This window comes from Idiomarina piscisalsi, from assembly GCF_002211765.1.
Taxonomy (GTDB): Bacteria; Pseudomonadota; Gammaproteobacteria; order Enterobacterales; family Alteromonadaceae; genus Idiomarina; species Idiomarina piscisalsi_A.
Window position 1 is genome coordinate 2,428,102 of sequence record NZ_CP022133.1, and the last position, 21,161, is coordinate 2,449,262.

Here is a 21,161-nt window from a genome sequence, read left to right on the forward strand (position 1 = left end):
CAACACGCCGAATTGGAGGGCATACTTATGTTAAAAACTGCATTAATTGGATCGCTTGTCTTAGCCTCTGTGGCATTACCAAGCAAAGCACAAAATACCTCGTCGTCTCAAGAGACGGAACATCATATTCAGCACGTCCGTAACGCGACAATCAAAGTGACCTACGGCGACACCACGTTTCTTGTTGACCCCATGCTGGCCGATAAGGGCGCTTATCCGGGCTTCGAGAATACCTATCGCAGTGAACTGCGCAACCCGATGGTCGATTTGCCTATGCCGGTAGACCAATTGCTTAATGATGTGGATGCCGTGGTTGTCACTCATACGCACCTTGATCATTGGGATGATGCGGCTCAAAAGCATCTACCAAAGGATATTCCGTTATTTACTCAAAACAATGCGGATGCTGAATTGATACGCTCACAAGGCTTTTCTAATGTACGGGTATTAGGCGGCCAAGCCGAATTTGCCGGTGTGACCTTGCATAAAACTGGTGGGCAACACGGTTCGGATGCTATTTATGCTGTGCCACCACTGGCAGAAATTCTAGGCAGTGTGATGGGCGTTGTCTTTGAAGCACCTGGCTACCAAACCACCTATGTGGTTGGCGATACGCTATGGCGTAGCGAGGTTGAACAAGCAATTTCTCAGTATCGCCCGGGTGTTATTGTACTCAACACCGGCGCTGCTGCCGTCAGTGGTTTTGAGGACGACCCCATCATTATGGGCAAACAAGACACATTAACCACGCACCGTGCCGCACCAAACGCGACCATCATCGCTGTGCACATGGATGCGGTTAACCACATGACGTTAAACCGCAAGGAATTGGCTGAGTTTGTGAAGCAAGAAGGGATTGAACAGCATGTCGCTATTCCAGCCGATGGTGAGACGCTGAGCTTTTAAAAGCAACCGTAGCCACAACTTACGGCTCAGACAAACGGTGATTCACTTTAGGAGTCACCGTATATTCTTTTGCGGCTCACTCTTTAAATGAAAAAAATGCCCAAAAATAAGTGTAAGGGAACCCAGAATAGTGAATAGGACCTCCTCAATACCGTAAAAGAATTGCGCTGTGATAACTAAAATACAGCCGGATGTGAATAGTATCCGGCTAAGTTTAGCTTGTGGCTCTATCCAGGCATAGTATCCCTGATACAGCGCCATGGCTAATACCGGAAACAACATGACTCGATGAAAAAATTCGGTTTCCAAAGCGCTTAAAAACGAATTTGTGCCCAGCACAATAATAAGTATTGGCGTTGCCAGGCAATGACAAAAGCAAAGCCCGGAGAAAAACATACCGAGTCGGTCACTCATCTCTTTCTCCTTATCTCTCTAAAGATATTTTATCCACGCTTGAGTGCTGCTGCGTTTGTGCTGATTAAACCATTGAGTAGGTTTGTAGAGTAAAGCAGCCAGCGCTGCGGTCATTAACCAAATCCAATAAATATTGGGGAGGCTCAAATAGCCCGGCCCGGGGGTTCCGAAAACAAAGAGCGCCAATTTATAAAGCACCAATAAAACGTATAGGTGCACTATGTAGAAAAACATTGGGGCGCCGCCAAACGAAGTCAGAATGGTTGTCCAATGTCCTTGGAAGCGTTCCATTAAGTAAAGCATGACGAACATGCCGGCAAAGGTTATTTGCACGAAATTTAATGACGGCGGATATTTGGTGACGTTAAATATTGCCCGGATATTCGCCGCCAGATTGCCCTGCTCCGTCCAGACTTGAGTTTCCCCGTAAATATTGAACCCGCGCAGTAGCAGAAAGCTGATAAAGCAAGTTGTTGCCAGGCTCAGTAGCCATCGAGCCCGGCGCTTTGGATTAAACGATTTTGAGTAAAGTGGGCCGGCTGCGTATCCCAGTAATATCACGCCAATCCAGGGCAATAGTGGGTAGCTGGCTTTAATGGATAACGCCTCTGTTTTCAGAATAAATCCGCGGTCATGAAGGACAGTCCAAAGGGTATAGCCCCACTCGCCCGGGTTCAGTGTAATAAAGTCCAGTGCGTTATGTCCTGCGACAATGAGTAGCCCCAGAGCGAATAACGTGCGACCCGGCAAGCCAACACAGGCTCCGAGAGCGATCATGCACAGACCGATGGCCCAGATAACCTGCAAATAGAGCGTTTCGTATGCCCCGAACCATGAAAAGTTAATCACGGTAATTTCGAGTAAAACCAGGAATAAGCCTCGTTTCCATAAGAACTCACGCGTCAACTTAACCGAACCCTCGTGTTTTTGCTGATAAAGCCAGGCAGAGAGGCCGGTTAAAAACACAAACACCGGCGCACAAAAATGCGCCGCAAAACGGCTCCAGAACAAACCGGGTTCGGTACTTTCCAGCACCATAGGATCGGCTACCGGCTGATTATAGAAGAAACGCTCCCGCGCATGGTCCAGCAGCATCAAGATAATGACCAAACCACGCAGCGCGTCAATGCTGTCAATACGTTGTTTAATCGCTTTAGAATTCATAACGCAGACTCACGGAAAATTGTCGGGGCGCTCCTGGTGTGGTCCAAAGCGCAGAGTAAGCGTTTAACATATAGTACTCATCAAACAGATTATCGATATTGATTTGCAATTCTGTATTGTTGGTTAGCTGATGCGTATAGAACAAATCAAACACTTCGTAACTGGGCAGTCTATAAGACAGATCGACGGTGGCACCTAAGCGATCATCCACATAGCGTGCCGTCAGCCCGATATCTGCATTGATTTGCCAATGTCTCAGATCGTGCTTAATCATCGCGTTGAACCTGTGTTTGGGTATGTTCACCAAATCACTGCCGGCCGGAACATTGACGCCCCAGTCATAGACGGTGGAGTCATTTTTGGTTTCGCTATCGGTGTAGCTGTATGCCATACGCAAGTCAGTGTAATGGGCTAGCGACACTCCTGCTTCAAGTTCTAGTCCCCGACTTGTGGCAGCACCCAACGTTGCTGGATAGCCCGGATGAACCGGATCATCGGTCAGGATATTGTTTTTTGTCGCATCGAAAATAGCACCCGACAAGCTCAATCCGTTGTCGGCATACTTAAAGCCTAACTCAACCGAATCACTTTCTTCCGGGTCAAAGCCCTGCCCCCGATAATCGGTGCCGCTGATTGGTACAAAACCTTCAGAGTAGCTGGCATAAATAGTGAGGTTATCTGTCGGTAAATAACTTAATGCAACACGTGGGCTGCTCCGGCTTTCGTTCTGATCAGACTGGGTTCCGGAAACCACTTCCAGTGTTTTTTGCTGGTATTGGTCAAACCGTAAACCAAGCAAAAGATGCCACTGGTTGGTCAATTCCATCTGATCCTGAATATAAAGACCAAAGCCTTCTTGCTCTTCGTCATTGGCATAAAGTGTTACTGGTACTGGCTGAGCGGCACCGTATTGCGGATCAAAAATATCCAGCTCGTATACGCCATCGCCGTTACGAACGCGTGCCAATAAGGTATATAAATCATAACGGTATACATCAGCCCCCATCAGTAGATGGTGGGTCAAATGGAATAATTCCGCGTTACCACTAAATTCGATTCGCCCAGAAAGATCTTCCGCATTGTAGTCGCGCCTGCGGCGCTGTCGAGTCAGCGTGCGGCCGTCTTCAAAAAGTGTTTGGCGGGATGCAGAAAGCTCGGCATCGGAGGAAAAGCCGTCTAAAGACGAGTTTCGGTAATTTAGTCCGCCTGTCAGGAACCAATTATTCTTTAAGTAATGCTCGAACGTTAACTGGTGCCCCCGTGATGCAATTTTAGTCGGTCCGTCAGCAGGCTCGCCTAAATAGCGGTCTCTGGGAACGGTTTTTATATTGCCATTCAGAACAACGATTCCCCGGTCGAACAGTTGTTCGTGCTGCATAAATTCAAACGCGTAAAGTACCGACGTATCTTTATCGACTTGCCAGCGAAGCGATGGATTCACCACTTTCTTTTCACTGGTGACAAAATCCCGAAAACTGTCGTAATCCTGAACGGCACCGTTTATGCGGAAAGAGAACTCGTCATTAATACCCGAGGTATAATCGCCTTCCAGCCGGTATCTGTCGTCGCTACCAAGCGACGTTTTTAAGTACCCTTCGGTTGCGTATTGTGGCTTGCGAGTCACAACGTTAATAACACCGCCCGGATCAGAACGGCCATATAAAGCGGAGCCTGGCCCTTTGAGTATTTCCACATATTCGATATTGGAAGCGTCTCTGTGACCACCAAACCCGCGACCGCTGGCAAAACCGTTGACTAAGTAGCCGGTTGGTACATTTTCATTGCCCGGAAACCCACGAATTGAGTAACTGTCCCACAAGTTACCGCCGTCGTTTTGTAATGCAATAGACGGAGAAAACAATAAAACATCACGAAAGCGAGTCATATTGATGTCATCGACCAGGCTTCTGTCCAAAGTGGTGATTGCCTGAGGGATTTCTGAAACAGGCACATCGCCTCGGTAAGCCTGACGATAGGACACTTCAATACGCTCTAAGTCTTCTTGCTCTTTTGCAGAAACCCCATCCAGTGTTAAGAAGAGTAAGATCAATAAGCTAACTAAGTACTTCATGAATACAACACCAATAATAATAGATATGTTATAACATAACACTTTGTTGTTATAATAAAAACCCAGGTTGGAGCATTATCGATGAATTTTCACACGAGCTATGTCAAACTACCAACAGTTTGTTATTTAGGGAGAAAACAATGACAACCGAAGCGGCGAGTATCATGTTGGTGGACGACCACCCACTGTTACGTAAGGGCCTTAAGCAACTGATTGCGCTGGAAGACGACATGAGAGTTGTCGCTGAGGCAAGCAGTGGCGCAGATGCATTAAAGCTCGCCGAAGAATATGATCCTGACCTGATTGTTCTCGATTTAAACATGCAAGGTATGGATGGTATTCAAACACTCAAAAGACTACGCGACAAAGGCGTTAGCTCTCGTATTATTATATTGACAGTTAGCGATGCAGACGATGATGTAGTAGCAGCCATTACTAATGGCGCCGACGGCTACTTGTTAAAAGACATGGAGCCAGAGCTCTTACTTGAACAAATACACCGAGCGGTAACGGGGAAGATGGTACTAAGCGAGGCCATTACTGAAATTCTAGCCACCGCTTTACGCCAGCCAAAATCAGTAAACTCACAGCTAAGCTCGTTAACTAATCGCGAATACGAAATTTTAAGCCTGATTGCTCAAGGCATGAGCAATAAGATGATAGCTCGGGAGTTGAATATTTCAGACGGTACAGTAAAGGTACACGTTAAGCACTTACTGAAAAAGCTCGGGCTGCGCTCTCGTGTTGAAGCAGCAGTCTGGATGGTTAACCAGCAAGACCAATAAGAAAAAGTAATAGCTATGGTTCCCCCAACCATAGGTTTTGATTTACATCAAATTGAGCTCCCGTGAAATTTGCTAACCTTTGCCGCCACATAGGTCATACAGGTGTTTTATGTCTGCGTCAGCCGCTCATTTCCGTCCTGAACTGCTTTGCCCTGCCGGTAGCCCGGAAGCGATGCGCATGGCTTTTGCTTATGGTGCGGATGCCGTTTATGCCGGCGAACCACGCTACAGCCTGCGTGTGCGAAACAACTCTTTCACGCTGGACAATTTAGGTGACTGCATTGAAGAAGCCCACGAACGCGGTAAGCGTTTCTATGTGGTCGTCAACATCGCGCCGCACAATACCAAATTAACGCGCTTTGTTGATCATATGCGCACTATTGTGGACATGCAGCCCGATGCGTTAATTGTGTCCGACCCCGGCGTGGTAATGTTGCTACAGGAGCACTTTCCCGAGCAGCCGCTACACTTGTCCGTTCAGGCCAATACCATTAACTGGGCGGCGCTGAAGTTCTGGCAGAAACAAGGCATTGAGCGGGTCATTCTGTCACGCGAACTGGGTTTAAAAGAAATTGCCGAAATGCGCCAACAGGTGCCCGATATTGAAGTCGAGGTGTTCGTGCACGGCGCTCTTTGCATGGCTTACTCCGGCCGCTGTTTATTGTCGGGTTATATGAACAAACGCGACCCGAACCAAGGCGCCTGCACCAATGCCTGCCGCTGGGGCTATGAAGTGCACGAAGCCAATGAAAATGCTGTTGGACAGTACGATCCGGTACTACTTGGTGATCCGAAACGCCCGCAGGACTTAATGCTGCTCGATGAAGACCAACACGGTTCTTACATCATGAATTCAAAGGATTTGCGCGCCGTTGAATACGTTAATGATTTGGTGCAAATGGGTGTGCATTCGCTGAAAATCGAAGGTCGAACTAAGTCCGACTATTACATTGCCCGCACCGCCCAGGTATACCGTCAAGCCATTGATGATGCGGTTGCCGGTAAGCCCTTTGACCCAACGTTGCTGAACGACTTAGAAGGTATGGCCAATCGCGGTTTTACCGCTGGTTTTTTGCAACGCCATACACCGCACGACTTACAAAACTACGAGCGCTCACATAGCGAAGGGCAACACTTATTAGTTGGCCAGCTTTGTAATGCGCACGGTGACGGTCGTTACCAAGTATCCGTAAAAAATGGTTTTGCCATTGGCGACGAACTTCTGCTGATGACACCGAACGGTAATCATCGCTTTCAACTGGCGGATATGACCTCAACACGAGACGAAGCCATGATTCGCGCGCCCGGTTCTGGTTATACCGTGGTGTTAAAAACACCGGTCACCATTGATGAAAAAGACATCCCCTACTGTTTTTTGGTCAAAGAAAACCTTGCGAGGAAAGCGGCATGATCAAAATAAACGACGGTTGCATTAACTGCGATATGTGTGAGCCCGAATGCCCTACAGAAGCCATTGCGATGGGCGACGACATTTACGAAATAAATCAGGACAAGTGTGTTGAATGCGAGGGGTATTACGACACGCCTAACTGTTATGCGGTTTGCCCGGTAGAGGCAGTCGATATTTTATAAGCAAAGGGGTATGTCCCCCCTCTCTTTAGAGGTACATAAATCAATTGGAGGGTTTTGTATAGTGAGCCAGGTCAATAATACAGTCGATGAGATGACTATGCGTACTCCAATTCAATGTAATCAATGCAGCATGCAATCTATTTGTGTACCTGCGGGGCTTATTCCCAGCGATGTCGAAATTCTCGATAAAAGCAGCCGCGAGCCGCACTTATACAATAAGCGCAGTGTGGTATTTAGCGAAGGCGAAGCGTTGAACTCCGTTTTTGCGATAAAAAGTGGCTCGGTGAAATGCTACACCATAGACAGCAATGGTAAGCAGCAAATTACCAGTTTTCATATGGTGGGCGATATTGTCGGGTTGGAGTCTCTTGCAACCGGTAACGCCAGTACCTATTGCGAAACGTTGGAAACCTCCATGCTTTGTGAAATTAAACTGGGCAAGCTGTTTGCGCAGGAGTTGCCCAAAGTGGAAGGGAACTTGATGCGCCTAATGAGCCGTCGCCTGGGCAACAACAGCAAGCATTATTTAAACATTGTGAACACCAGCGCTGAGCAGAAAGTGGTGTCTTTTTTACTTTCAATAAGTACACACATGCAGCAACATGGGCTGTCCCGCAGTGAGTTCCGGCTGCCAATGACTCGTACCGATATCGCCAATTATCTTGGTTTGGCGGTTGAAACGGTCAGCCGTATATTTACTGCATTGAAAGAGCAAGAGCTCATTCAAACCAAACAGTCCATTTTAACAATTAATGATTTAAGCGCATTGGAGCGACGCGTCGCTTAAGCGCTAAGCAGGAGGTTACATGTCATCCGCTGGGTTTAACTGGTCCGATCCACTCAACTGGCAAAACGCACTCACTGATGAGGAAAAAATGATTCAGGAAAGCGCGCATCAGTACGCACAGGAAAAGTTGATGCCACGAGTACTGGAAGCCAACCGCAACGAGAACTTTGATCGCGCCATCATGAGTGAGCTGGGTGAGATGGGCCTGCTGGGCTCAACGTTACCGGAAGAATATGGCGGCAGCGGTGTTAACCACGTTAGCTACGGCCTTATTGCCCGCGAAATTGAGCGCGTTGACAGCGGCTACCGCAGTGCCATGAGTGTGCAGTCTTCCCTAGTCATGCACCCTATTTATACCTTTGGTACTGAAGCACAGCGTAAAAAGTATTTGCCAAAACTCGCCAGCGGCGAATGGGTCGGCTGCTTTGGCTTAACCGAGCCTGATTCTGGCTCGGATCCTGCCAGTATGCGCACGGTCGCGAAGCGCACAGACAACGGTTATGTGCTGTCCGGCTCGAAAATGTGGATAACCAACTCGCCTATCGCGGATGTATTTGTCGTATGGGCGAAACTCGACGGCGAGATTCGCGGTTTTGTTCTGGAAAAAGGCATGAAAGGTCTGAGCGCCCCGAAAATTGACGGGAAATTCTCACTTCGTGCGTCTATTACCGGCGAAATTGTTATGGATGGCGTTGAAGTATCAGAAGACCATATTTTCCCGGAAGTGAAAGGCTTAAAAGGCCCATTTAGCTGCCTCAATAAAGCGCGTTACGGCATTGCCTGGGGTTCACTGGGTGCGGCTGAATTCTGCTGGCACGCTGCACGTCAATACACGCTGGAGCGCAGTCAGTTTGGCAAGCCGCTTGCAGCGAATCAGCTTATTCAGAAAAAGCTGGCGGACATGCAAACGGAAATTAGCTTAGGTCTATTGAGCTGTCTGCAAGCCGGTCGCGAACTCGACAACGGCACCTTGAACCCTACCGCTATTTCACTGATTAAGCGCAACAGCTGTGGTAAAGCGTTGGATATTGCCCGCCAGTCTCGCGATATGCACGGCGGTAACGGCATTGCCGACGAATATCATGTTATTCGTCATGTCATGAACTTAGAGGCTGTGAATACCTACGAAGGTACCCACGACATTCACGCATTAATTCTCGGTCGGGCGCAAACCGACATTCCTGCATTTTAACTAAAATACAAAACGTAGCCCCAGTGATTAGCCTGGGGCTGTAATTTTTCGCCCGGTTTAACGAATGCCCTTGCCGTTTAGATGACTCTTGTATGCCATATCGCTTTTCATAATATGGTTCATTAGCCACGCTTTCACAAAGTCCAACAGCTCATCAATCACGTCTTCATGGTTATCGACGCGGTGTTTAAAGCGCATAACATCTTGCACCAGCTCCTTGTGCTTCACTTTGTGGTTTTCTAAATCCGGATAGTCGTTTCGCTCCATGAGCAGCTCTTCGTAATTAAAGTGCGTGGCCGTGTAGTTGATTAACGAGTCCACCAAGCGTTGCAAGGCGTGCTGGTCGCCATCGCGCAACTTCAGTCGATACAGCTCGTTAGCAATATAAATTAAGCGCTGATGCTGACGGTTAATTTCTTCAATGCCAACATCCAGCTTAGACGACCACTCAATAAGCACATCCTGCTCTTGTAAGCGTTTTTCAATAACGGCATTTTCAATGTAGTAACGGTCACCCAGCGACTTGATTTCACCGCCCAGAGTGGTTAACTGAGCCGAGCTCTCCAACGCTTCCTGAGAGCGCTCATCTATCACTTTCGCGCTTTCTGACAGCGAGTTGACGTTTTCCTGAATGTTCATGGTCACTGCTGACTGTTCTTCTGCCGCAGAGGCAATTTGCGTATTCAGATCGTTAATCACACCCACGTTTTCAACAATGTCGGTCAAAGACATTGACGCCTTATTCGCGTGCTCAACGTTCTGACCGGCCAGCGCTTTGTTCCGCTCCATGGTATGAACGGCGTTTTCCGTATTACTTTCTAAGCGCCCAATAACGCTCTGGATTTCACCAGTCGACGCCTGTACACGTTGCGCCAGCTGACGAACTTCATCGGCAACCACCGCAAAGCCTCGCCCCGACTCGCCCGCACGCGCCGCTTCGATAGCCGCGTTCAGTGCTAACAAGTTGGTCTGGTCGGCAATATCGTTAATAGTCAGAAGAATTTTCGAAATAGCCTGGCTGTCTTCTGATAAGGTCTTTATAACCTGTTGAGACTCAGACACTTCCTGCTCAAGTCGTTGAATAGCCTCAACCATAGTATTGACCACCTGCTGACCGTTTTGCGCCGAGGTCATGGTATTATCGGCCTCGGTAGCAGCTCGTTGTGTAGACTCCGACACTTCGCTAATGGCGGCAGTCATCTGCTCCACAGCTGCCGCCGCGCTTTGCATTTGTGCAGCCTGCTCTTTGGCTCGCTCAGCTAACTCTTTTATGGCCTGATAGTTACCGTCCCCCAAGCGGTCCATACCGTCGCTGGACTTACGAATCGCGTCAACCGAATAGCTGGTTTCTATGGCGACCGAATTGAGGTAGTCGGTAATCTTAGACAGCTCGTCTTTACCTTCTGCAACACCTAAGCTGTTCAAGTCGCCGTTAGCCAATTGCTTAGCCATATTGATATTCGCGGTTACCGCTCGATAAATACCTAAATACAGGCTGGTGAATAGCAACAGTTGTAATAGCAATACCAGCGCTAACAGCACAATATTTTTCCAGATAACACCATCCAGTTTATCCAGGCGTTCACCCAAGCGCTGTTGATACACCGGAATAATGGCGTCATAGAAACCAAGTAGCGCGCCAATAGCCGCAGAACCTTCACGGAAGAAGTCATCGGCAGACATTGTTCGACTTGCTAAATGCTGCGCCGCAGAACTACTAAACATCGACAGTTGCTGTTCTGCCTCTTTAGCGTGGCTCATCAAGGTTTCATCGTTACTATTGTCGGTAAGCGCTTCAACCGCCTGAACGAATTGTTCAACTTCACGCTCAAAAACGTAGCTTAAGGTCATGACCTGCTGCTGCGAAGCAGTACCAGAAGTGTTCAACCACTGAGCCCCCAGGCCACGTAACTGTCCGCTGAGCTCAACCAGCTGCGGTAATGATTCTGTGTTTAAACGCGCCAGTTGCAGGCTGACCAAGTCGTCTTCCAATAACAGTTTGGCGTCGGTGCTGAGTTGTTTTAAGGCTTGGTGCAGCTGTGCAATAAGCTGCGAATGTGAGTCAAACTTGCCGGTAGACCCTTTCAACTGCTGCCAGCTGCGTTTAAACGCACTCACTCGGCTTTCAGATAGGCTTTCATAGCGGCTGGCTAAATCCGCTAACGCGTTTAAATGTTTATCAACGTGCTGTGCAGAACGCTGTATTTCTGTCAAAAAAGCACGGCGCTGCTCTGCCGTTCCAGTCATCCCCCGGTGCTTGGCGACATGTTCGAACAAGCCTTTAAACTCAGGCCAGTACATCGCCACTTGCTGCTTTTGTTCCAGCGCATCGCTTTTATTAAGGGAGTCACTTACGGTCAGCGCGCTTAGCACGATAACCGGCAAAAATAGCAAAAACCCAATCAGACTGAACTTTCGACGAAAACTCAGCACATTAAACAACTTTTGAATCGGTCGCGTCAGCCTATCCAACCACTTCATAACCACTCCACTTCAAGCGAATACATTTAGCGACAAACTCGCTATTGTGCCTATACATCGGCATTAGTCACATGAAATATAGGGTTATAACTTAATAGGTAACGGTTAGTTGATCTCGGTCAAAAAAGTACGTCAGTTTAATAAATCACCGTACTTTCTAAGACCATATCGGTCATGTCGTTAAAAGCAGTTTGACGCTCCAGCGCCGACAAACCTAGCCCGGTTTGCAGCTCATCAGACACGGTCATTACAGCCAACGCCTGACGCTTATGAACCGCAGCAGCGGCATATAAGGCTGCCGCTTCCATATCTAAAGCTAAGGCTCCCATAGCCTCGGCTTTCTGGTTCAGCTTTTTATCAGGATGATAGAAACTATCAGTAGAAAACACATTGCCGACGGCAATACGCTGATGACTCAAGTCGCAGTGATTGACGAAGCGGCTCAGCAAATTGTAGTTAGCAATAGGTGCAAAATCGTAATCACCAAACAGGTGTCGGTTCATTGCAGAGTCCGTGCACGCTCCCTGAGCCACAACAATATCCCCGAGCGTCAAATGAGGAGCGACAGAGCCACAACTGCCGACACGAATCAGCTGTTGAACACCGTAATGTTGAAACAACTCCTGCGCGTATAACATACAAGAAGGCATGCCCATACCGGAGCCCATCACCGAAACCGGAACACCGCGATAGCTACCAGTAAACGCCAGCATATTGCGGGTATCACTAACAAGCACCGCATCACTTAGGTGTGTTTCGGCAATATGTTTGGCGCGTAACGGGTCTCCAGGGAAAAGACAAAGTTCGGCAAAAGCGCCTGGTTGTGCAGCAATATGAGGTGTGGTCATAGCAATTACTCTGATAGTTTTTTAACCAAAATAGATGACAAACTGAAAAAGATCGACTATATTTCGTATTTATCTAAATTAGTAAATACGGAATTAATATGATCGATGTCATTATGAAATTGGCGACAGGGTACCGCAGAAGCGTGTTTTGGTTATTGACACTGATCACGCTTGGCGTTGCTGCTTTTATCCCCTCAATTACCATTGATACCGATCCGGAGAACATGCTGCCGGACAACAATCCGCAGCGGGTTTTCCATAATGAGGTCAAAGAAACCTTTGCTATGCATGACATGATTGTCGTTGGCGTAGTGAATGAAAAAACGGTTTATAACCAGCAGACATTAACCGACCTGCATACCGTGTCGAATTATGCGGAGTCGCTGGACGGCGTTATTAGCGATGACCTGATGTCACTGGCTAATGTCGATAACATTACTCAGGAGGGACCCGGCATCATTCGCTTTGAGTGGATGATGAAGCAGCCGCCGGAAAATGACGTGGAAGCTCGCTACATTCAGCAGCAGGTTGAAGACTTGCCACTGCTTTATAACACCATTGTTTCCGGTGACGGCAAAGCCGCCGCCATTTATGTGCCCATTGAAAGTAAAGACGAAAGCTATGCGCTGGCGGAGCAATTACGTAGCAAAATCAATACGCTGAACAGCAGCGATGACTGGCATATTACCGGCTTACCGGTGGCTGAAGACCAGTTTGGCTATGAAATGTTTGTGCAAATGGGTATTTCGGCGCCGTTAGCAGCAGCGGCGATTTTCGCCCTGTTGTGGGTGTTTTTCCGCAATGTCCGCTTCATTAGCGCCGCTATGATAGTCGCCATGTCGACCGTACTCATTACCATGGGTGCGCTCATTGCGTTGGGCTTCACCGTACACATTATGTCGTCGATGATCGCCATTTTCCTGATGCCGATTGCCGTGGTCGACTCGGTGCATATTATGTCAGAGTTCTCTGACCGCTACCGTGAAAAAGGCAATGCGAAAGACACGATAAAAGACGTGCTGAGGCACTTATTTACCCCCATGCTGTTTACCTCGGTTACATCGGCCATTGGCTTTTACTCGTTAATGCTAACGCCAATTCCGCCGGTACAAATATTTGGCGCTTTCGTTGGTTCCGGTATTCTTTTGGCGTTCTTAATTACCGTGATTTTCGTGCCTGCCTATGTGTGCGCACTGAAACCATCAACCCTGGAAAGCTTTGCCCAGGACACTCATGAAGAACATAAGGATGGCTGGCTACAAAAACTGGGCGCTGTCGCTGCTCGTCACGCGAAGCTATGGATAGCCTTTTTTCTGGCAGTTTTGGCATTTGCCTGGTTTGGTATCCAGCAAATTAATATTAACGACAACCCCGTACGCTGGTTTAAATCAGACCATGAAGTGCGCATTGCCGATGAAGTATTAAATGACCACTTTGCCGGTACTTATAACGCCTACATGGTTTTTGAAAACACTTTAGATGCCACTGAAAAAGCGCGTTCAGCGGTTCGTGATGCATTAAATAACGACACACTCTCAGAAACGGCTCGTGACGCATTAAGTACCCTGCTTGAGCAAGAAGAAGTGCGCTTTAACGAGTGGATTATCGCGATTGATGACCTGCTCTTTAGCGTTGGCTCTGACCAATTAGAGCCATTAGAGGGCTTAATGACTGAGCTCGAGCAACTCAACAGCGCCAGCAAAGCGTTCCAAAAGCCTGAGCTACTGGCTTACATGAGCGAGATGCAAGCGTACTTGCAAACGACCGGCTTAGTGGGCAAGTCAAACAGCCTGTCCGACGTGGTCAAAACGGTAAACCGCGAATTACGTTCAGGCGAAGCAAAAGACTACAAGCTGCCGGACAATGCCAACGGCGTTGCGCAAACCCTATTGCAGTATCAGTCATCCCACCGTCCGCAGGACCTCTGGCACTTTGTGACGCCGGACTACAAACGCAGCTTAATGTGGTTGCAGCTGACCAGCGGTGACAACCAGCACGTAACTAAGGTAGTAGAAGCGGTGGACAGCTACATTGAGGACAACCCGCTGCCGGCCAACATTGAAATGGACTGGGCCGGTAAAGCTTACCTGAACGTGGTGTGGCAGGAGGCCATGGTCGAAGGCATGCTCGACAGCTTAATCAGCGCCTTTGTGGTGGTGTTCATTATGATGGTATTGCTGTTCCGTTCGGTGGTCTTCGGCGTGCTGGCGATGCTGCCGCTGAGTCTGACCATTGCCTTTATTTACGGACTTATCGGCTGGGTCGGTAAAGACTACGACATGCCTATTGCGGTGCTGTCCTCGCTAACGCTTGGGCTGTCGGTGGACTTTGCCATTCACTTTATCGAGCGCACCCGCGCAACCTTCAAACAAACCGGCAACTGGCAAGACACTCTGACCGTTATGTTTGATGAGCCTGCGCGCGCTATTTCCCGCAATGCCATTGTCATTGCTATTGGCTTCACGCCACTGCTGTTCGCACCGTTAGTGCCCTACATTACCGTAGGCGTATTCTTAGCCAGCATTATGGCGATATCCGCCATAGTGACACTTATTATGCTCCCGGCGGTAATGACTGCCTTTAGCCGCCTGATATTCCGTGGAGGTCAATCATGAAAGCTTTATTTTTAACTGCTGTATTGGCTGCGTTGTTGCTCATTAGTGGCCAGACTATTAGCGCTGAAAAAAGCGCGCGTGAGATTGTCGAACAAGCTGAATTAAACGCCTATTACTCGGGCGATGACGGTCGCAGTGCGGCGCGCATGATCATTACCGATAATCAGGGCCGCCAACAAATGCGCCAATTCACCATTTTGCGTAAAGACCAGCAGGATGGCGGCGTACAAGACATGATGATATTTTTTTCACGCCCTGCTGACGTGCGCGACACGGTGTTTCGTGTGGTCAAACAGGTCAACGACGACGATGACCGCTGGTTGTATTTGCCTGATCTGGACTTGGTGAAACGCATATCGGCCGGTGACAAGCGCACGTCTTTTGTCGGTTCTCACTTTTTCTATGAAGATGTGTCCGGCCGCAACACTGAGCTCGATAATTATGAGCTGATTTCTGAAAGCGAAGATAATTACGTACTAAAAGGTACGCCGAAACACCCTGACAATGTCGAGTTCAGCTACTACGAAGTCGTTATTGATAAAGAACATATGCTGCCAGTCGAAAGCACCTTCTATAACGACAACGAAGAAGCCTACCGAAAAATGGAAGTACTGAAAGTGGAAACGGTCCAGGGCTACCCAACCGTGACTCATTCACGCATGTCGGACTTAACTAATGGCGGACAAACTGAAATGCAGTTTCGCTTTATGAAGTACAACATCGGTTTGCCAGACAGCATTTTCAGCGAGCGTAGCTTGCGTAACCCGCCGGCAGAATGGCTGCAACTGAGAGATTAGTTATGATCTATCGTGCTTTTTTCCTCTTTACCGTTCTTTTCACTTTGGCTCAGGCCGCGTCAGCGCAAGACTCCTGGGACGACGAGCAATGGGACAGTGACTGGGGAACGGAACAAGACCAGAGTATTAATGTCTATGGTTTCGTTGAGGCGGCAATAGGCGGACGATTTGAATCCTCCCCCTATCACAAGCGTTTGTCTATTGCCGAACCTCGACTTCAGCTCGGTTTTGACGAACGCTGGCAGGACATTACCTGGACCGCAAAAGCCGACGGCTGGTACGACGGTTTCGATAAAACCTGGCATGGCCAAATTCGCGAACTGAATGCCCAGTTCACAGTTTTCGATAACACTGACATAAAAGTGGGCCGTCAGGTACTCACCTGGGGCACTGGCGATTATTTATTCCTGAACGACCTGTTTCCTAAAGACTGGCAGTCCTTCTTTGTCGGGCGTGACCAGGAGTACTTAAAAGCGCCTTCTGACGCACTTCGGGTGACCAGCTATTTCGACTGGATTAATATCGACCTTGTTTGGACACCGGAGTTTGATCACGATAACTACATTCGTGGTGAACGTATCTCCTATTTTAATCCGCTCTCCGGGCAGTTAACCGGTGACGATCCATCCATTCAGTTTGTCGAGCCTACGCGCGACGAATTCGCTTTGCGCTTATTTCGTAATATTGATGGTGTGGAGTACGCCCTTTATGGCTACGACGGCTTCACCAAAAGCCCCGAAGCCGTCACTGACAACTTTCAGCCCACCTTTGGTCGTTTAACGGTGGTTGGTGCGTCAGTGCGAATGACCCTTGGCCCGGGTCTGGTTAACACTGAGGTGGCCAATTACAACCGCCACGACGCAGCAGACCACTGGCGTGCACTGATTGGCTATGAGCAAGAGCTGTGGACACGCTTTACCGGCGGCTTTCAGGCCTACATTGAGAAAGGCGACACCCAAACACGCACGGTACTCACCACCCGTTTAACCTGGCGCGACGAGCGCGATGACCTGAACCTGTCACTGTTTGCGTTTGTATCGCCGAATCAAAACGACGGCTACCTGCGCCCGACATTTGACTACCGCATTGACGACCATTGGTCGTTCAGCGGTGGCTTTAACCTGTTCTTCCGCGAGACTCCGAATACCTTTTTCGGTCAGTTCACGGAGAATAACAACGCGTATCTGCGCATGCGATACGCCTTTTAATGCGAGAAACTGAAGGAGTTTTACGATGAGCGTAGAAAGAGCTTTAACCGCATTTGCCGGCTTTATGGTATTGTTGTCTGTAGCCTTAACTTACTGGGTTCACCCAAACTGGATGTGGCTAACCGTGTTTGTTGGTGCTAACTTATTCCAGCAATCGTTTACCGGCTTTTGTCCGGCCAGTATGGTGATGAAAAAAGCCTTTGGACTTAAAACCGAACGCGAGTTAGAAAAAGCAGGAAAATAAAGACACCATGAGTGCAACTGAATCACAAGAGATGCTTCAGGAAGAAGCGCAGAACGCAGCAAGCTTTCTGCGCTCGCTGGGCAACCCTCATCGATTACAAATCCTATGTCGGTTGGCATTAGGAGAACAAAGTGTGGGTGAGTTGCACCAGCATTTTGATTTAAGTGCGTCCGCTTTTTCACAGCACTTAGCAGTGCTTCGGGAACAAGAGTTAGTAACCATTCGCAAAGAATCCCAAACGGTTTTCTATTCCATTAAAGACCCGGATACCGAAGCCTTCATGAAGTTGCTGAAAACCAAGTTCTGTCCGTCTCTTTAGTGATATTCCTTTGGGGATGCTACCTTTTGTCGCATCCCGCTTTGCCTTAAATTTCATGATAATAGCGACATTATCTTGCTAGAGATTGTGTCGTATGAAGTCATTTACTCCGTTAGTTTTAGTTTTAGCATTAGCAATACCCTCGCCCGTTTTGGCTCAGCAAACCACTGTCGATGAGCGCATTATCATTATTGGCGAGTCAATGCAGGCTCCCAGTGAGTGGGTGGTTGACGCGAAGAAACCGCGCCAGCCACTGCCCGCACATGACGCCGGTGACTTTTTGAAAAGCTTGGCTGGGTTCAGTGCAACGCGAAAAGGTGGAGCGTCCTCAGACCCATTGTTCAGAGGCATGGGCGCTGGGCGACTGGCTATCGTGACCGATGACCAAATGTTGTTAGGAGGCTGTAGCAGCCGCATGGATCCCCCCACGGCTTACATTACGCCTCAGAGTTACGACAGCGTGACGGTGGTTAAAGGCCCACAGACCGTTCTGTTTGCCGGGTCTGCAGCGTCTATTCACTTCGAAAGAGGCATCACCCGGTTTGCTAACAACGAGTTCTCGGGTTTTCTGAACGCTACCACTGCCAGTTTCGGGCGTGTTAACGGTTCGGCTGATATGACCTGGGGCTCTGCGGCGGGGTTTGTACGCTTAAACGCAACCGCAGCCACTGCCGATGATTACCAGGATGGCTCTGGCCGTGAAATTAACAGCCAATATGAACGCTGGAGTGGTGACGTGGACCTTGCCTGGACGCCTTCAGATAACCAACGCCTTATGCTTAAGTTAGGCGCCAGTGACGGCGAGGCTGCTTACGCAGACCGCAGCATGGACGGTGTGTTATTTAAGCGGGAGAGTATGGCTCTCGATTACAACTGGCAACCCAAGGGCGGCCATTTGGACGAAGTGTCAGTAAATACTTACGTTAACTCTATCGACCACGTTATGGATAACTACTCATTACGCGACTTCACTCCGTCCATGATGATGCCTAACCCCACCGCCCGTAACCCCGATCGTCATTCACGTGGCGCAAAGATAACGTCTGACTGGTCACTAACGGCCAGTAGTGGACTAAAAGCCGGCCTTGAACATTACGAATCGGAGCATCGCGATCGCATGAGCCGTGATCAGTTGAACATGCCTTATCAAAGCCTGCCTCGCATCGACGATGCCGAGTTCAGCCAGGATGCGTTTTATGCAGAGTACGACTACGCCATTGACGCTGCCTGGAAGCTGGTGACTGGCTATCGGCTTGATCGTTGGTCAATCACTGACAAGCGTGCCATGTTAATGGTCATGGGCTCCCCGGCACAGCCGAACCCAACCGCCAATGAAACGCGCAGCGACAACTTACACAGCGGCTTTGTGCGTGTTGAAAGAAAGTTCGACAACGGCTACTGGTATGCCGGCTGGGGGCAAGCGGAGCGTTTTCCTGATTACTGGGAAGTTATCGGCAACAACCGCCGATCACCAAGCTCAATGTCAGCGTTTCATACGGACGCTGAAACCAACCAACAGTGGGATATCGGTCTGAACTGGAAGAGCAATAAATTCACCCTGGAAAGCTCGCTATTTTTCAGCGAAGTGGATGATTTTATCCTGCTGGAGAAAGGCATGATGATGCAACCTGAAATGGTGCGCAATATCGACGCCCGCAGCTGGGGTGGTGAATTGACTTCACGTTACCAACTAAGCACTCCCTGGTCTGTCTCCGCCGCCATTGCCATTGTTCGTGGTACCAATACAACGGACGATACCTACCTGCCCCAACAGCCGGCTGATGAACTGAGACTGGCCAGTGATTATCGTCTTGGGGAGTTCACCTACTCTTTGCTGTGGCGTTTGGTTAAAGAACAAGACCGTGTTGCGCCCAACCAAGGGAATGTTATTGGTTACGACTTAGAAAAAAGCGCCGGTTTTGGTGTGCTATCTGCAAATATCGACTGGGAAGTTGATTCACAATGGCAGATCAGCCTGGGCGTCGATAATATACTCGATAAGACCTATGCTGAACATTTGAGCCGTTCAGCATCCAGCATTTCAGGGTATGAGCAAATTGATAAGGTGAATGAGCCGGGTCGCACATTCTGGTTACAGACCAATTATAATTTCTGAGACACTCGATGATTACGTTACTGACTTATAAACTCATTTCAAAACAACATTGGGCAGTCTTTGTTGCGCTAGTTATCGACATTGCTCTGGGGAATTTGTGGGTTGCCTACAATGGTGGCATTAGCAACCCGTTCACCTCGTTGTTACTGATTTTTATTGTCATTGCATTTTTATTGCTACCGACGGCACTGGCGGTTGCGACGCTCTGTATTAGCATTCTCGGTCAGGTGTCGCAGCTTGAGCTGCCATCGCTATTGCAAGCCAAAACCGTGGAGTTTCCACATGCCATGCACCCCGAAATGCTACAACACGCACAAGGTATGCTCATCGGTTTTGTGATTGCGGCGATGATTATTGCATTGTCGATGTACTACCTAAAACGGCAGTGGCTCCAGTCTGAAAAGGCCTTTCAAGCCATGCGGGAAAGGCAGCTTAGAGACGAGCAACTTCTTACTATTGGCGCGGCCGCAGCGCAGCTTACTCATGACGTCGCCACACCGGTACAGTCTCTGCGTTTGTTAAATGAAGAGCTACAGGAAACCAATGTGGATATCGCTCTTAAGCGTGACTTTAGCGAGTATCTGCGACAAGTTGAACTCAGTTTAACTCAGTGGCGTGAAGCCGCCGATGATGTTCGCAGCAAGCGCCAGCGTCTGTACACAGCAGGAGAAATGTCAGTACAACTGCAGCAACTTCTGCGCGTGGTTAAACCCGATGCTCAAATGCATTGGGAGCTATCAGAAGCCGTACGTGATTTCGCAATTAAAGCTGACCGAACACTCTTCCCGGCTATCGCCAATTTGATTATGAACGCCATTGAAGCCGGTATCCGTAATGGTGAACAAGAAACTGTTGTTACATTCGGCGACTATACATCGGACGGTCAACAGCAATTAGTGATTCAAATTCTCGACAAGGGTTCGGGTATTCACTCTTCCGGGAGGAAAAGCTTGGCATGTCGTTGAGTAAAAGTGATACTGGCATGGGTGTGGCTGCGGTCATTAGCCACGCCACCATCGAGCGCCTTAACGGCAAAGTCAGCTGGCAATCTAATGCCAACGGCACCATGACTCAGATACGACTACCCATAGTGGACAATGACTGAAATAAAGCTCCTGATTATTGACGACGACGAAGGCTTTTGTCGCATTTTAAAACGCCGACTGGAGCAGCACGATATCGATGTCGCTGTTGCTCACTCGGCGTCTCAGGCGCTTTCGGCTGGCGACGAGTTCGATGTCGTATTGCTCGACATGATGCTTGGGAATGATAACGGGCTGTCACTGATTGAGCCGATTACCCGGCACATTCAGCCTAAACACCTTATTGTACTTACCGGGTACGCAAGCATAGCGACCACCGTCGAAGCAATGAAGCGAGGCGCAACTGATTACCTAACTAAGCCGGTCGGCACATCGGAATTGTTAAGCCGAATACGAGGTGAAGAAGTCGATACCGACGTGTCAGAAACACAGCGGCTAAGCCCATCCCAAATTGAGTGGGAGCATATTCAGCGTGCGCTGCACGACAATGACGGGAACATTTCTAAAACGGCGAGAGACTTAGGTATGCATCGGCGAACGCTGCAACGTAAGTTAGCAAAGCGCTCGCCGCATTAAGT

General features: G+C 48.8%; 19 protein-coding genes and 1 pseudogene. 15 read left to right on the forward strand and 5 right to left on the reverse strand.

Annotated elements, in window-relative coordinates; translation table 11 throughout:
- Window positions 1-27: 27 nt before the first annotated feature.
- A complete protein-coding gene (locus CEW91_RS11605) occupies window positions 28-906 on the forward strand; it encodes an MBL fold metallo-hydrolase (RefSeq protein WP_088769195.1) in 879 nt (292 codons plus the stop codon).
- 54 nt (window positions 907-960) lie between these two features.
- On the opposite strand, the gene CEW91_RS11610 is transcribed toward CEW91_RS11605, so the two are convergent.
- From CEW91_RS11610 to CEW91_RS11620, 3 genes are read right to left on the reverse strand one after another with little or no spacing between them, the layout of a single operon-like run.
- A complete protein-coding gene (locus CEW91_RS11610; RefSeq protein ID WP_088769196.1) occupies window positions 961-1,320 on the reverse strand; it encodes a MerC domain-containing protein in 360 nt (119 codons plus the stop codon).
- Between the two features lie 18 nt (window positions 1,321-1,338).
- A complete protein-coding gene (locus CEW91_RS11615) occupies window positions 1,339-2,484 on the reverse strand; it encodes a DUF1624 domain-containing protein (RefSeq protein ID WP_088769197.1) in 1,146 nt (381 codons plus the stop codon).
- Window positions 2,474-4,555 (reverse strand): TonB-dependent siderophore receptor, encoded by a 2,082-nt coding sequence (locus tag CEW91_RS11620; RefSeq protein WP_088769198.1) that lies wholly within the window; start codon window positions 4,553-4,555, stop codon window positions 2,474-2,476. The genes CEW91_RS11615 and CEW91_RS11620 overlap by 11 nt, the downstream gene beginning before the upstream one ends.
- 140 nt (window positions 4,556-4,695) lie before the next feature.
- On the opposite strand from CEW91_RS11620, the gene narL reads away from it, so the two are divergent.
- The 5 genes and pseudogenes from narL to CEW91_RS11645 all read left to right on the forward strand — a co-directional run bounded on the left by narL (window position 4,696) and on the right by CEW91_RS11645 (window position 8,912).
- The gene (narL, locus tag CEW91_RS11625) at window positions 4,696-5,340 is read left to right on the forward strand and encodes a two-component system response regulator NarL (protein ID WP_088769199.1); all 645 of its coding nucleotides are present in this window, start codon (window positions 4,696-4,698) and stop codon (window positions 5,338-5,340) included.
- A 109-nt stretch (window positions 5,341-5,449) separates the two neighbouring features.
- Window positions 5,450-6,751, forward strand: a complete 1,302-nt coding sequence (locus tag CEW91_RS11630) for a peptidase U32 family protein (RefSeq protein ID WP_088769200.1) — start codon at window positions 5,450-5,452, stop codon at window positions 6,749-6,751.
- Window positions 6,748-6,924: pseudogene (locus CEW91_RS11635) on the forward strand (4Fe-4S dicluster domain-containing protein); the annotation flags it as partial. The gene CEW91_RS11630 and the pseudogene CEW91_RS11635, both read left to right, overlap by 4 nt.
- Before the next feature lie 106 nt (window positions 6,925-7,030).
- The gene (locus tag CEW91_RS11640) at window positions 7,031-7,720 is read left to right on the forward strand and encodes a helix-turn-helix domain-containing protein (RefSeq protein WP_232506975.1); all 690 of its coding nucleotides are present in this window, start codon (window positions 7,031-7,033) and stop codon (window positions 7,718-7,720) included.
- Between the two features lie 19 nt (window positions 7,721-7,739).
- Window positions 7,740-8,912: an acyl-CoA dehydrogenase gene (locus CEW91_RS11645; RefSeq protein WP_088769201.1), complete on the forward strand. Its 1,173-nt coding sequence runs from the start codon at window positions 7,740-7,742 to the stop codon at window positions 8,910-8,912.
- 57 nt (window positions 8,913-8,969) lie between these two features.
- On the opposite strand, the gene CEW91_RS11650 is transcribed toward CEW91_RS11645, so the two are convergent.
- Complete coding sequence (locus CEW91_RS11650; protein ID WP_232506976.1) at window positions 8,970-11,399, reverse strand: bacteriohemerythrin; 2,430 nt, start codon at window positions 11,397-11,399, stop codon at window positions 8,970-8,972.
- A gap of 131 nt (window positions 11,400-11,530) precedes the next feature.
- A complete protein-coding gene (gene deoD / locus CEW91_RS11655; protein WP_088769203.1) occupies window positions 11,531-12,241 on the reverse strand; it encodes a purine-nucleoside phosphorylase in 711 nt (236 codons plus the stop codon).
- A gap of 98 nt (window positions 12,242-12,339) precedes the next feature.
- Between deoD and CEW91_RS11660 the strand changes: the two genes are divergently transcribed.
- The 9 genes from CEW91_RS11660 to CEW91_RS11695 all read left to right on the forward strand — a co-directional run bounded on the left by CEW91_RS11660 (window position 12,340) and on the right by CEW91_RS11695 (window position 21,159).
- Window positions 12,340-14,856: an efflux RND transporter permease subunit gene (locus CEW91_RS11660; protein ID WP_088769204.1), complete on the forward strand. Its 2,517-nt coding sequence runs from the start codon at window positions 12,340-12,342 to the stop codon at window positions 14,854-14,856.
- The gene (locus CEW91_RS11665; RefSeq protein ID WP_088769205.1) at window positions 14,853-15,653 is read left to right on the forward strand and encodes an outer membrane lipoprotein-sorting protein; all 801 of its coding nucleotides are present in this window, start codon (window positions 14,853-14,855) and stop codon (window positions 15,651-15,653) included. Before CEW91_RS11660 ends, CEW91_RS11665 begins: the two co-directional genes overlap by 4 nt.
- 2 nt (window positions 15,654-15,655) lie before the next feature.
- Window positions 15,656-16,861, forward strand: coding sequence for a hypothetical protein (locus CEW91_RS11670; protein ID WP_088769206.1), 1,206 nt, complete (start codon window positions 15,656-15,658; stop codon window positions 16,859-16,861).
- A gap of 25 nt (window positions 16,862-16,886) precedes the next feature.
- Window positions 16,887-17,105, forward strand: a complete 219-nt coding sequence (locus tag CEW91_RS11675; protein ID WP_088769207.1) for a YgaP family membrane protein — start codon at window positions 16,887-16,889, stop codon at window positions 17,103-17,105.
- A 7-nt stretch (window positions 17,106-17,112) separates the two neighbouring features.
- Window positions 17,113-17,424 carry an ArsR/SmtB family transcription factor gene (locus tag CEW91_RS11680; protein WP_053954280.1) on the forward strand — a complete coding sequence of 104 codons (312 nt, stop codon included), beginning with the start codon at window positions 17,113-17,115 and terminating at the stop codon, window positions 17,422-17,424.
- A 94-nt stretch (window positions 17,425-17,518) separates the two neighbouring features.
- Window positions 17,519-19,540 carry a TonB-dependent copper receptor gene (locus CEW91_RS11685; protein WP_088769208.1) on the forward strand — a complete coding sequence of 674 codons (2,022 nt, stop codon included), beginning with the start codon at window positions 17,519-17,521 and terminating at the stop codon, window positions 19,538-19,540.
- Between the two features lie 8 nt (window positions 19,541-19,548).
- Window positions 19,549-20,505, forward strand: coding sequence for a sensor histidine kinase (locus CEW91_RS11690; RefSeq protein WP_232506977.1), 957 nt, complete (start codon window positions 19,549-19,551; stop codon window positions 20,503-20,505).
- Window positions 20,496-20,645, forward strand: a complete 150-nt coding sequence (locus CEW91_RS12425) for a hypothetical protein (RefSeq protein WP_232506978.1) — start codon at window positions 20,496-20,498, stop codon at window positions 20,643-20,645. The genes CEW91_RS11690 and CEW91_RS12425 overlap by 10 nt, the downstream gene beginning before the upstream one ends.
- The gene (locus tag CEW91_RS11695) at window positions 20,638-21,159 is read left to right on the forward strand and encodes a response regulator transcription factor (RefSeq protein ID WP_088769209.1); all 522 of its coding nucleotides are present in this window, start codon (window positions 20,638-20,640) and stop codon (window positions 21,157-21,159) included. The genes CEW91_RS12425 and CEW91_RS11695 overlap by 8 nt, the downstream gene beginning before the upstream one ends.
- Window positions 21,160-21,161: the final 2 nt, after the last annotated feature.